The following is a 12,091-nucleotide window of genomic DNA, read 5'->3' as shown; positions in this document are numbered from 1 at the left end:
AAATGGGAAGCTTAGATCTTTCACAACTACAACATCTGTGGTGGTTAATTGTTTCTATTGTTGGTGCATTGTTTATCTTTTTAACCTTTGTACAAGGTGGGCAGGGGTTGTTATTTACTGTTGCCCGTACCGAGATAGAAAAGTCGCTAATTATTAATTCCCTTGGTAAAAAATGGGAAGTCACCTTTACCACACTGGTTTTATTCGGTGGTGCTTTTTTCGCGGCATTCCCATTGTTTTACTCCACAAGCTTTGGTGGCGCATACTGGGTCTGGATGTTGATCCTGTTCACTTTTATTTTGCAAGCGGTAAGTTATGAGTACCGCCGCAAGCCCGATAATTTTCTCGGTGCAAAAGTGTACGAAGTGTTTTTGTTGATTAACGGTACTGTGGGCGTACTGCTTATTGGTATTGCCGTGGGTACGTTTTTCACCGGGTCAAATTTCGTGCTGAGTGACTATAACTTTGTTACCTGGCAACACCCCGGTCGCGGTATTGAAGCAGCATTTAGTCTGTTTAACCTTTGCTTTGGCTTGTTTCTTGTCTTTTTGGCACGTTTACTTGGTGCGTTGTATCTCAATAATAATATTGAGCACCCGTCATTGGTTGAACGTACCCGTGCAGCATCATTTACCAATCTACTCTGGGCGCTGCCGTTCCTGCTTTACGTGCTCGTTAGTCTATTGGTCATGGATGGCTTCGCCGTTGATCCAGCGACAGGGATCGTCTCGATGCAAGAAGGTAAGTACCTTGAGAACTTGTTAGCAATGCCGATCAATGGTCTTGGATTTCTACTTGTTGGTTTGGTGTTGGTTGTTTGGGGCGTTGTATCTACACGCTTTATGGGTAGTCGTAAAGGGATTTGGCCTGCGGGTCTTGGTACTGTCCTCGTTGTATTATCAGTGTTCTCTATTGCCGGATACAACAACACGGCGTTTTATCCCTCTAAGTTTGATTTGCAAAGCAGTTTGACTATCTTTAACGCATCAAGTAGTCATTACACTTTGACAGCCATGAGTTATATTGCACTGTCAATCCCTGTTGTCTTGGGTTATGTCGCCTACGTTTGGCGTTTACTGGATGCAAAAAAATTGACTGAGGCGGATATTCTGGTTGAAGGTTCCGACGAAAAATATTAAGGAGAATAACATGGTATTTTTAATGATAGCAGGTTGGTTTGGCGTGATAATTAGTTCCCTCATTGCATCACAGATTGTTTTGAAAAAGCTAAATCTTTTAGATTAATTCAGCATGTTGCGGTGCAATCTATGATCAATAGGTTGCACCGTAAATTTAAATTATTTTTAATCCACAGTGCACCCCCCTCCCTAACTACCGCTTCACTTTGAGTTTCACACCTGCCAGAATTATAACCCTGTTTGTTTTTTTCCGTTTTAGTGCCATTTTTATTGATTTACGTTTGACAGTTGTTGGTGAGTGACGTATACAAAGCCACAATATTTATTTGTACGTTGGATCAAGCGTTTGTTGCAGTGTCCGAACGCTGACAGCATTCCCTTAATTACGAAAGAGACTTCTTATATGAATTTGAAACCTGAAATGATTGCTCAACTAGAGCGCGTCTTGAGTTCTGTAGAACAGTTGCTCCCCAAACCAGCTAAGGCCGTAGATTGGTCTTGTTGCTCTGCTGCCAACTGGCGTCGTCACTCTTTTTCAGGTTTTTTGGAGCCAGTAAAAGTTACTGATGATACGCGACTAGACGAGTTGCTTGGTGTCGATGAGCAAAAAGAGATTATGCTCAACAATACCCACCAGTTTCTCGCTGGTTTACCCGCAAACAACTCGTTATTGTGGGGATCTCGTGGTACGGGCAAGTCTTCAATTGTTAAAGCTCTTTTGAATGAGTTTGCACCACAGGGGTTGCGCGTTATTCAGGTCGAAAAAGAAGATTTAATTTATCTGGCTGAAATTTTTACCGCTGTTGAAAATGAGCCGTATCGGTTTATCCTTTTGTGCGACGATTTAACTTTTGAGGTAGGTGAGCTGAGTTACAAGATGCTCAAAAGTGCATTGGATGGTTCCGTTTATTCCGCGCCTGAAAATGTGCTGATCTATGTCACTTCGAATCGGCGTTATCTGTTGCCGGAGTACGAAGGGGATCACATTGGCGGTAAATATGTCAAAGGTGAATTGCAGCAGAGCGAAGCGATGGAAGAGAAGGTTTCTTTGTCTGACCGCTTTGGGTTGTGGGTTCCGTTTCATGTTTTCTCACAGGATCGTTACCTTGATGCGGTGAAATTGTGCGTTGAGCGTTTTGCTCGTGAGCGGAGCATTGAGATCCCTTGGTCAAAAGAGCTTGAGCGTGAAGCCATTGAGTGGTCACACGATAAGAGTAAGCGCTGTGGACGAACAGCCTTCCAGTTTGCTAAAAATTGGGTTGGCCGTTATCTGCTCAAAAAACAAAGGCAATAATATTGAATATTCTTGGTGAATAAAAAAAGCCAGTTGCAGATGCAACTGGCTTTTTTTATGGTTGTTTTGACACGGATTAATTGATCATGTGAACATCGCGTTGGGGATATGGAATGCTGATGTTCTCTTCATCAAAACGCACCTTGATGGTTTCTGTTAGATGAAAATACATATCCCAATAGTCTGCTGTTTTCACCCATGGCCTAACAACGAGGTTGACGCTGTTATCGCCCAGCTCAGATACCGCAATCGTTACTTGAGGTGATTTTAATACCCGTTGTTCGGCATCCATTACGTGCTGTAGAACCTGTTTGACTTTACTTAAATCGTCGCCATAACCAACACCAATAACAAGGTCAACTCGCCGAGTTCCTTTGGCTGAATAGTTAGTTATATTGCTCCCCATCATATTTGCATTTGGTACGATTACCAGTTTGTTGTCAGGGGTGAGGAGTTCGGTTGTGAAAATCTGAATTTGACCAACGACTCCTGAAACGCCACCACCTTCAATGTAGTCCCCACTTTTGAATGGGCGGAAGATAATCATCAGCACGCCTGCGGCAAAGTTCGACAAAGCGCCCTGTAGTGCTAAACCGATGGCCAAACCCGCTGCACCAATAATTGCTACAAATGAGGTGGTCTGTACCCCTAATTGGTTGAGAGCGGCAATGATGACAAAGACCAGTAGTCCCATATAGGTGATACTGCCGACAAACGAGATGAGCAACTCATCAACCTGACTCTTTTTGAGCACACGTTTGACCGTATTGCGGATGATTTTGCATGCCCAGCGACCGAGGATGAAAATGGCCAGTGCTGAAATTACTTTAGGACCATAAATGGCCATTTGATCAATGAGGTATGGGATAATCTTTTCGACCTCGAAGAGTTGAGATAAATCCATGGTTTCTCCTTTGAATTGCACCAGCGCTTGAATGTAAATAATTTTATGTTTATATCATGTTTTTCTGTTTAGCCACATTGTAAACTTTTATAATAGTGGTGGTTTTGTCAGTATGGTTACGTTGTTGTAAACTATCCATTGCTATCTATAAGGAGGGGTGATGTCAGCAGTACGCGCAGAGAGTTGGTGTGATCTTCAAGAATTATTATTTGCTGATTCGTGGGATGATCAGATTGGCCGATTTCGGTCACGTTTAACATTTCGTGGTCTTTCAGACGTTGAATATCCTTTGGCGACTACTTTGATGCGTCTAGGTGGTGACTATGCACCGCTAGAGCGCCATTTGATGCGTAATTTTAAAAAATATGCGCATCGCAGTATGGTTGAACGTGATTCGATTTGGCATTGGCTGTCGCTAGCACAACATCATGGTTTACCGACTCGGTTGCTTGACTGGACCTATTCCCCTTATATTGCATTGCATTTTGCAACAGCAAATATTGAGCACTATGACTGTGATGGGGTGATTTGGGCAGTGAATTACATGTTAGCTCATCAGCAATTACCACAGCAACTTCGCAGCAAACTTGACGATGAGGGTGCTAACGTCTTTACGATGGAGATGTTGAGCGAGAGTGTGAGCACTCTTGATCAATTAATGGCCTTAGATCCTGAAAACTTTGCCGTGTTTGTTGAGCCGCCCTCAATTGATGATCGAATTGTGAATCAATATGGCATGTTCTCTCTCATGCCTGATCCAACCTGCCTATTTGACCAATGGTTAACTCGGCACCCTAAATTGTGGCACAAAATCATTATTCCCGCTGAACTGAAATGGGAAATTAGAGATAAGCTTGATCAGGCCAATATTACCGAACGAGTGTTGTTTCCGGGGTTGGATGGTTTGAGTGGTTGGCTGAAACGCCACTATAGCCCGAAGGAGATATGACAGAGAAAAGCCACCCTAGCAAGAACTCATAGGGTGGCTTTTTTATTACCAAGGAAATGTTAGAACGACACGTGGAATCGGTGGAAATGGAACAATGATTCGTTCAACCTGTCTGTGCTGCCGTGCCGACCTGATTTGGTACGTGTTGTGCTGGCGACAATCATCACGGTAGCGATCATTGTAGTGGTGACGCTTTGAGTACTGTTGCCAATGGGGCTGGCGATGGTTTTCGTGCTGGACGACATAGTCGCGACGACGCTCTTGGCGTTGTTTTTTCGCCCAACGACGTTCTTGACGTTGTTTTTTTGCCAAACGACGGTTTGGGTGTTGTTCCTGCTGGTAAGTAGTTTTATACTGCCGTGTTGTCGCTGTAACCGTACTGGCTCGCTCGACTTGTTGCTCACCCCGTTTTTTACGATCAGCACGGTGACTGTCCGCGAGCACGGTTCCAGAGGTGAAACAAATGATTAATGCAGCCATTAGCAGAGTTGTTGTTTTCATTTTTTTCTCCATGGTTGAAGTAAATTAAGTGTCTTTCGTTGCTGGTGATAAAAGACTATCGGTTTAACGGTGGTTTTTCATTCGACATCGGCGCTAATACCACTCGATGTCGGGTCTGATTGTAATGTTTTCAGTAGGTTGTTTGTTTCCTGTGCAATGATTTAATTTGTTGAATTATTGTTGAATTGATTTATAAAGAGGACTGCTGTGATTAAAATTTCAAACAATGTCACAATTTCTGAGCATGAGGTTGTGGTGAAAGCTGTCCGTTCACAGGGGGCTGGTGGGCAAAATGTGAATAAGGTCTCCACAGCGATCATTCTTTTTTTTGATATTCAAAACTCCTCGCTGCCGCAGGTGTATAAATCCCGATTATTGCAGCTATCGGATCGGCGAATTACCAAACAGGGTGTCGTGGTGATTAAGTCGCAGCAGCATCGGAGCCAAGAGATGAATCGTGCTGAAGCGTGTTGTCGATTAAAGGAGTTGGTAGAACGGGTGATGGTGGTTGCAAAAAATCGAACATCGACCAAACCAAGTCGCTCAGCTCGTAGAAAAAGGATGGATGGTAAAACGTTACGCGGGCGGACAAAATCGTTACGTGGTAAGGTGAAAGATTTTTAGTAACACTTGAACCTTCATCTATTCGTTTTGACCCACCGATACAGGTTAAATTTAAATTGGATAAATTATGTTGCAACTGAAAAATATTGAGGTCGACTTCTCGGGACGTAAAATTTTTACCGATGTCAATTGGCATATTCGCCCCGGTTCTCGAATTGGTTTATGTGGTGAAAATGGAGCAGGGAAATCAACACTGCTGAAACTGTTGTGCGGTCTTACTGTCTCTGATAAAGGCGATGTTATTGTTGCCAAAGGGACAACCTTTGGTTATCTGCCACAGGATGGCTTGCACTATGAAGGTACGAGCTTGTTTCAGGAGGTGCGCAGTGCGTGTTCCGACCTGCTGGCTATGGCAACTGAAATTGAGAAACTTGAGGTGAAAATAAGTCAGGAAGCCGATGAAAAGGCCCTAGACCGCTACGCTCATTTGCAAGATCTCTACAGTCAACGTGGTGGATTTACTCTTGAAGCTGATATTGCGCGCGTTTTGCACGGACTTGGCTTTAGCGAGCAAGATTGGAATAAGCCTTGTGAACAATTTTCGGGTGGTTGGCAAATGCGGATTGCTTTGGCGCGCTTACTTCTGCAACGGCCAAACTTGTTACTCCTTGATGAGCCAACGAACCATCTTGATCTCCCTGCGCGAGACTGGCTTGAGAGCTATCTCAGCAACTACCCCTTTGCCGTTGTTTTGGTATCTCATGATCGTTATTTTATGGATCAGGTGGTGCAGCGTATTGTCGAGGTTTGGAACGGTGATCTAACGGAATATCCGGGGAACTATACTCTTTATCTTAAAGAGAGAGATCGTCGTGTTGCCGCCTTGCGCGCTGCTAAGCAGCGTCAAGATGAAGAGATAGAACGGGTTGAAGCGTTTATCAACCGCTTTCGCTATCAAGCAAATAAAGCCAGCCAAGTTCAAAGCCGGATTCGCCAAGTTGAAAAAATTGTCCGGATTAAAATTCCACCACAGCGGAAAAAGATCGCCTTTAAGTTCCCTCAACCCTCGCGCGGCGGCAAAGAGTTGCTAGAGTTAGTGGACGCTGGGCAACGTTATGGCGACCATCAAGTCCTGCACGGTGTCAACTTAACGGTCACGCGCGAAGAACGCCTTGCACTGGTGGGCGCCAATGGTGCGGGTAAATCAACCCTGATGAGGATGCTGGCTGGGATTGAACAACCGAATGAAGGGCAGCGTAACGAGGGCCATAACCTTGAACTGGCTTATTTTGCTCAGGATCAAGCCGCGACTCTCAAAAAAACCAATACGGTTCTCGAAGAGATCACGGCGAAATCACCTGTTGATATGGTGCCACGGTTGCGAGATGTTCTTGGTACTTTCCTGTTTAGTGGTGATGATGTTCATAAGCGGGTTTCGGTACTTTCGGGTGGTGAGCGCAACCGTTTAGCTTTGGCTATACTCTTGCTCCGTCCCGCGAATCTCATGCTTCTTGATGAGCCAACTAACCACCTTGATCTGCAATCGAAAGATGTATTGTTGCAAGCGTTACATAGCTATGCCGGCACCTTAGTGTTTGTTTCTCATGACCGCTATTTTGTTGATCAACTCGCGACGCGAGTCATTGACGTTGAGGGGGGGCATATCACTTCCCACTATGGAAATTACGCCGATTTTTTACAGACTAAACAGGCTGAAGGGGTGAATCAGCACGGCGAAAATCGCGTTGAGCATACCGCACAAACAAATTCATCTGCTGATAGTCCCGATAAAGATCAGCGTAAAAAAGATCATACAAAGCGTAAAGAAGATCAACGCCAGTGTCGCAAGTTACAAAAACAACTCAAGCAGCTTGAAGCGGACATCGAAGGGCACGAACAAAAAAATGGTGATCTTGAGACGCAACTTGCTGAGCCAGACTTATATCAAGATCATGAGCAGTTTAGTTTGAAGTCGAAGCAGCATTCTGAATTAGCGAGTGTGCTTGAAAACTTGTATCAACAATGGGAGCAATTGCAGCTTGAAATTGCTGAACTTGAGGAGTAGATCCATGCGTTTGTTACCTCGCGGTAAAACCATTAAAGAGCATCTAGACACTTCAAAGTTGAAAATGCCCGATGCGTTACAAAAAATGTGTTCAAACCATTTTAGCGGTTATCTCTCTTTTGAGGTTGCACAAGGGAGCGGTATTATTGGTTATGTAAAAGGGCAGATTGTTGCCGCCTTGTGGAAGCGCTACGTCGGCGAAGAACGACGTGAGCGATTGTGTGGTGAATTAGCATTGCAGATGATTTTTCGTGAAGTTCAGTGCGAGACATGTTTGATGGGAGTCTATCGGCTAGAGGATGATTTCCTCCCCTATGTGCGTCAGTTCTGTCAGGCAAAAGTGGAAGCGCGAGATCAGCTTGTCGAGCTGTTAGATATTCATCGCTTAATGGCTCGGCTAAAAAAAGAACAATTTAGTGGCTGCTTGCGCTTACACAGTGGTGATCGCATTGTCATGATTTTCTATTCTGAAGGAACGTCGCATGGCTTCTTTTGCGATGGCTCGATGGGACTGTCTACTGAAATTGACATTGCGACATCCATTACCCTTGATGAGCGTTGCATGGTTGATATCCTTCGCGCCAATCCCACTGGTGAGCAGGATTGTCGGGTTCGCGGTGTTAATCTCGAAAAAGTGTGGTTGCAGGTGTGGCGTGACCTAAATCCTTAGTCTGCCCTTGTTGCGACCAGTTAAGATTCTTTTGGCACGAGGATGATTTGGATGCGACGGTTTTGAGCACGGCCCTCTTCCGTTGCGTTATCAGCTATTGGCCGATAGGGGCCATAAGCGCCAATGGAGAGTTTCTCGCCGGCAATACCAACTGGGGTTTGTAAGTAGCGCACAACGCTTGCCGCACGTGCCGCTGAAAGTTCCCAGTTGCTGGGAAACTTTTGTTGTAGTGTTGGGCTAATTTTAAAATTATCGCTGTGTCCCTCAACCAGAATCGTTTTATCCGCAATATCTTTGAGCACTTCACCCACTTGAGCAATAACCGCTTGCCCTTCGCCGGACAACTCGGCTGAGCCCGATGGGAACAAGATTTTTTGCGCCAGATTGACTGTTAAACGATTTTTGAGTTTACTAATGGTCACTTCACCTCGATGAATTTCATCTTCAAGGCTGCTTACGAGGGTGTCATAGGTTTGCGAGAGTTCTGCAATTCGCGCTTCACGAGCGATGCGTTCAAGCTCAAGGTTGTTCTGCAACTCAGAGATGGTGCCTGTTTTCTCTTCGTTGATCACTTGAAGTTCCTGAAAACGCTCCTCGGTACGTTGCCGCTCTTGTTCTAACGCTTGCTGTTGCTGGTTTAGTTGATCAATCTTTTGCTGCGAAGCAACAGTACGGGCACCGTAAATACTTGACTGCCTCTCAAGTTCTGCCATCGCTTCGATGTTTTGTTGTTGCAGCGCTTCAATCTCAGTTTTTTTGTTCTCAATATGCTGAGTTAGGTTCTGCTCAGTCGCTTGAAGTTGGGCAAACTTTTGACGCTGAACTGCCATCTCATTATTTAAGGTTGCATTTTTATTGACGGCTTGTTGAAAGGCCCCTTTGCTTACGCAACCACTCATCATCACGAGGGTACACATCAGTAAAATCGCAGATCGTTTGGGTGAAAAAAAAGATGAAGTTAGGTGAAATGTCGTTTTTTTTATGAACACAATAGGCCTCCCTTAGAAGTTTTACTTATCAATCATCGATTTTTATCATATTCTGACGTAATGTCCATGGTTTTCTGTTGAGTGGTAGCGCCTCGTTTTCAGTTGTCGGCGCTGAATCTCTTATGATATCAACTTAGTATTATCAACACGTTATGGAGAGAAATTGTGTTTGAAATTGATCGTATTATTCAGACGGCACTGCAAGAAGATATTGGCTCTGGTGACATTACCACCTTGTCAACGGTACCAAAAGAGACGCCTGCACAGGCCGAACTGGTTGCTAAAGAGGATTTTTATCTCTCAGGGATAGAGGTCGCACAGCGTGTTTTTACACTTCTTGATGCCAATGTGGCTTTTGACGCCTTACGTGAAGATGGCGGCTTCGTTAAGCGCGGTGAAGTGATCGCTTGGATTAAGGGCGATGCTCACACTTTGTTGCAAGGGGAACGGGTTGCCTTAAATTTGTTGCAACGTATGAGCGGTATTGCGACTCATACTGCGGCATTCGTTGCAGCGGTTGCTGAGTCCGATGCGATTATCGTTGATACGCGTAAAACCATGCCGGGCCTGCGTGTTCTCGATAAATATTCAGTACGGATGGGGGGCGGTCAGAATCATCGCACCTCGTTGTACGATGGCGTGTTGATTAAAGAGAATCATATTACTGCTGCTGGTGGTATTACCGCTGCTGTTGCGGGAGCGAAAAAACGTGCTCCTCATACCCTTAAAATTGAAGTTGAAACAGAGAATATGGCCGATGTGCGTGAAGCATTGGAGGCTGGTGCCGATATTATCATGTTAGATAATATGGATTTGGAGACCATGCGCGAAGCGGTTGAACTGATTGATGGTCGAGCTATTGCAGAAGCGTCAGGTGGTGTTAACCTTGAGACGGTGACTGATATTGCTAACACTGGGGTCAACTTGATCTCGGTTGGCGCGTTGACCCACTCAAGTCCAGCGGTTGATATTTCTATGTTGTTTCAATAAATCTATTTAGTAAAGAAAAGATACCCTATGGCTGAAACTGGATTACGCGATCAAATTTTAAGTTTATTTCTCAGCGCAGGAGATGTGTTTCTCTCTGGTGAGAATATCAGCCAAAAATTGGGCGTGAGTCGCGCGGCGGTATGGAAGCATATTGGTCACTTGCGTGAAATGGGCTATGCGATTGAAGCGGTTCCTTCACGTGGCTACCACCTTGTTGACCAACCCGACCTATTGTTGCCGATGGCTGTGCAGTCTGGCTTGGAAACGCAGTTCGTCGCGAAGCGTGTCGAGTATTTTACTGAGACCGATTCAACCAATCAGCGCGCACAAGAGCTTGGTGAACAGGGGGCGGAACATGGCACGGTCGTTATCGCTGAGGGCCAGAGCTCTGGTCGCGGGCGGATGGGGCGCGCATGGACTTCTCCTGCTGCGGTTAATCTATACACTTCCATTTTGCTACGACCGACACTCTTACCCATTCAAGCGGCTCAGTTAACCTTTTTATCTGCTGTTGCGGTAGCACGTACGGTTGAGGCTGTCGCGGACATTCAAGTGGCGGTGAAGTGGCCGAACGATATTCTTCTCGACGGCAAAAAAATTGCAGGTTTACTCAATGAGATCAGCGCAGAGATGGAGGGCATTCATTATGTCGTTCTCGGTATTGGTGTCAATCTGAATATGACAGTAGATCAATTTCCTGATGATTTGCGCTATCCCGCGACGTCGTTGCTTCTTGCTACAGGGCAACGGATCGACCGCTTGGCGTTTGCCCAAGAGTTGTATCGTCAGCTTGATGGTCTCTATCAATTATTTTGCCAACAAGGGTTTGTCCCCATTCGCCTTGCATGGGAAGCGTTGTTTGAAATGGTTGGATGTCAGGTCAGTGTTGATTGTGGTGGAACAATTTTTGTCGGTTGCGTAGAGGGCATTGCGGCAGACGGTGCACTGTTGTTGCGTTTAGCCAGTGGGGAACAGCAAGAGATTTATGCTGGTGATGTGCGGCCCGTTTAAATGTTGTTTGGTGTCATGGTCGGTCGGGGTGGATTGCGTTCAACGTTGTCACTTGACTTTCCGCAATCCACCCCGACCGCCCATCCGATTTGTTCGTTGTACTGGTTAGATAATCGGTGGTTTGAGGGTTTATAAAAATAGGAGAACCGTTCACGATGTTATTAGTCGTTGATGTTGGAAATACCAATACTGTTTTAGGACTGTTTTGCGAGGAAACCTTGCTCCATAGTTGGCGTATTCGTACCGATCACTCTCGTACGGATGATGAATATGCCATGCTCATTAACGATTTGATGGACTTCTCCAAAGAGCGGTTTAGTGACATTGACGATGTGATCATCTCTTGCGTTGTGCCACCGATGCTTGATGCCCTAACGCGCATGTGTCGTAAGTATCTCTCCTCTGAAGCCTATGTGGTTCATGCCGATATGGAAACGGGGATGCCAATTTGTTACGATAATCCTCAAGAAGTGGGTGCTGACCGTATTGTTAACGCTGTCGCAGCATATAAACGTCACCCGCAGAGTTTAATTGTTGTTGATTTTGGAACCGCGACCACCTTTGATTATATCAGTGCTGAGGGCGAATATTGTGGTGGCGCTATTGCACCAGGTTTGGGGATCTCTGCTGATGCGCTCCATTCGCATGCCAGTAAGTTACCTCGCGTTGCGCTGACTGAGCCACCGAAAGTGGTGGCAAAAAACACGGTTCACAGTATGCAGGCTGGTCTACTCTATGGTTATGCTGGTCTGGTTGATGGTCTAGTAACGCGGATGAAACGTGAAGTGGGCGGAACACCGATGGTGATTGCAACAGGTGGTCTTGCTGAACAAATTTCCAAAGCCTCTGAAACCATCGACGAAGTTGATCCGATGTTAACTCTTGATGGGCTGCTACATCTTTATCATTTAAACTGTAGACGTTAATTACCCACTTTTGGGGTAGACTGATTACCATAGAAAAAAGGTTTATTTGCTCGATACGCTATTGTTGTTCGTAAAATGACTTTGTGATG

At 45.3% G+C, this 12,091-nt stretch carries 12 protein-coding genes; 9 read left to right on the top strand and 3 right to left on the bottom strand.

What is annotated here, in order from left to right:
• Positions 1–2: 2 nt before the first annotated feature.
• Positions 3–1,139: a cytochrome d ubiquinol oxidase subunit II gene (gene cydB, locus ACZ5KY_RS14290; protein ID WP_464244569.1), complete on the top strand. Its 1,137-nt coding sequence runs from the start codon at positions 3–5 to the stop codon at positions 1,137–1,139.
• Positions 1,140–1,542: 403 nt separating this feature from the next.
• A complete protein-coding gene (locus tag ACZ5KY_RS14285; protein ID WP_464244568.1) occupies positions 1,543–2,433 on the top strand; it encodes an ATP-binding protein in 891 nt (296 codons plus the stop codon).
• Positions 2,434–2,509: 76 nt separating this feature from the next.
• Here the strand turns inward: ACZ5KY_RS14285 and ACZ5KY_RS14280 are convergent, their stop codons facing one another.
• A complete protein-coding gene (locus ACZ5KY_RS14280) occupies positions 2,510–3,337 on the bottom strand; it encodes a mechanosensitive ion channel family protein (protein WP_464244567.1) in 828 nt (275 codons plus the stop codon).
• Between the two features lie 160 nt (positions 3,338–3,497).
• On the opposite strand from ACZ5KY_RS14280, the gene ACZ5KY_RS14275 reads away from it, so the two are divergent.
• Entirely contained in the window at positions 3,498–4,286 is a 789-nt protein-coding gene (locus ACZ5KY_RS14275) for an FRG domain-containing protein (protein WP_464244566.1), read from the top strand.
• A 45-nt stretch (positions 4,287–4,331) separates the two neighbouring features.
• On the opposite strand, the gene ACZ5KY_RS14270 is transcribed toward ACZ5KY_RS14275, so the two are convergent.
• Positions 4,332–4,787 carry a hypothetical protein gene (locus ACZ5KY_RS14270; protein WP_464244565.1) on the bottom strand — a complete coding sequence of 152 codons (456 nt, stop codon included), beginning with the start codon at positions 4,785–4,787 and terminating at the stop codon, positions 4,332–4,334.
• 207 nt (positions 4,788–4,994) lie between these two features.
• Between ACZ5KY_RS14270 and arfB the strand changes: the two genes are divergently transcribed.
• From arfB to ACZ5KY_RS14255, 3 genes are all read left to right on the top strand, one after another.
• Positions 4,995–5,411: an alternative ribosome rescue aminoacyl-tRNA hydrolase ArfB gene (gene arfB / locus ACZ5KY_RS14265; RefSeq protein ID WP_464244564.1), complete on the top strand. Its 417-nt coding sequence runs from the start codon at positions 4,995–4,997 to the stop codon at positions 5,409–5,411.
• A 67-nt stretch (positions 5,412–5,478) separates the two neighbouring features.
• Positions 5,479–7,416 carry an ABC-F family ATP-binding cassette domain-containing protein gene (locus tag ACZ5KY_RS14260; RefSeq protein ID WP_464244563.1) on the top strand — a complete coding sequence of 646 codons (1,938 nt, stop codon included), beginning with the start codon at positions 5,479–5,481 and terminating at the stop codon, positions 7,414–7,416.
• Between the two features lie 4 nt (positions 7,417–7,420).
• On the top strand, positions 7,421–8,086 hold the full coding sequence (locus ACZ5KY_RS14255; protein ID WP_464244562.1) for a hypothetical protein: 666 nt from the start codon (positions 7,421–7,423) through the stop codon (positions 8,084–8,086).
• A 20-nt stretch (positions 8,087–8,106) separates the two neighbouring features.
• On the opposite strand, the gene ACZ5KY_RS14250 is transcribed toward ACZ5KY_RS14255, so the two are convergent.
• The gene (locus ACZ5KY_RS14250; protein WP_464244561.1) at positions 8,107–9,075 is read right to left on the bottom strand and encodes an OmpA/MotB family protein; all 969 of its coding nucleotides are present in this window, start codon (positions 9,073–9,075) and stop codon (positions 8,107–8,109) included.
• A 165-nt stretch (positions 9,076–9,240) separates the two neighbouring features.
• On the opposite strand from ACZ5KY_RS14250, the gene nadC reads away from it, so the two are divergent.
• From nadC to ACZ5KY_RS14235, 3 genes are all read left to right on the top strand, one after another.
• Positions 9,241–10,065, top strand: coding sequence for a carboxylating nicotinate-nucleotide diphosphorylase (nadC, locus tag ACZ5KY_RS14245; protein ID WP_464244560.1), 825 nt, complete (start codon positions 9,241–9,243; stop codon positions 10,063–10,065).
• A 27-nt stretch (positions 10,066–10,092) separates the two neighbouring features.
• Complete coding sequence (locus tag ACZ5KY_RS14240) at positions 10,093–11,076, top strand: biotin--[acetyl-CoA-carboxylase] ligase (protein ID WP_464244559.1); 984 nt, start codon at positions 10,093–10,095, stop codon at positions 11,074–11,076.
• 155 nt (positions 11,077–11,231) lie between these two features.
• A complete protein-coding gene (locus ACZ5KY_RS14235; protein ID WP_464244558.1) occupies positions 11,232–12,002 on the top strand; it encodes a type III pantothenate kinase in 771 nt (256 codons plus the stop codon).
• Positions 12,003–12,091: the final 89 nt, after the last annotated feature.

This window comes from Desulfuromonas svalbardensis (genome assembly GCF_055389415.1).
Note: the sequence above shows the minus strand (reverse complement) of the source record. Positions and strands in the feature narration are given on the sequence as shown.

Excerpts from the sequence above, each read along its gene's own strand:
- ACZ5KY_RS14270 (WP_464244565.1), bottom strand. The coding sequence starts at position 4,787 with ATGAAAACAACAACTCTGCTAATGGCTGCATTAATCATTTGTTTCACC.
- ACZ5KY_RS14275 (WP_464244566.1), top strand. The coding sequence starts at position 3,498 with ATGTCAGCAGTACGCGCAGAGAGTTGGTGTGATCTTCAAGAATTATTA.
- ACZ5KY_RS14235 (WP_464244558.1), top strand. The coding sequence starts at position 11,232 with ATGTTATTAGTCGTTGATGTTGGAAATACCAATACTGTTTTAGGACTG.
- ACZ5KY_RS14285 (WP_464244568.1), top strand. The coding sequence starts at position 1,543 with ATGAATTTGAAACCTGAAATGATTGCTCAACTAGAGCGCGTCTTGAGT.
- ACZ5KY_RS14255 (WP_464244562.1), top strand. The coding sequence starts at position 7,421 with ATGCGTTTGTTACCTCGCGGTAAAACCATTAAAGAGCATCTAGACACT.
- ACZ5KY_RS14240 (WP_464244559.1), top strand. The coding sequence starts at position 10,093 with ATGGCTGAAACTGGATTACGCGATCAAATTTTAAGTTTATTTCTCAGC.
- cydB (WP_464244569.1), top strand. The coding sequence starts at position 3 with ATGGGAAGCTTAGATCTTTCACAACTACAACATCTGTGGTGGTTAATT.
- ACZ5KY_RS14280 (WP_464244567.1), bottom strand. The coding sequence starts at position 3,337 with ATGGATTTATCTCAACTCTTCGAGGTCGAAAAGATTATCCCATACCTC.
- ACZ5KY_RS14260 (WP_464244563.1), top strand. The coding sequence starts at position 5,479 with ATGTTGCAACTGAAAAATATTGAGGTCGACTTCTCGGGACGTAAAATT.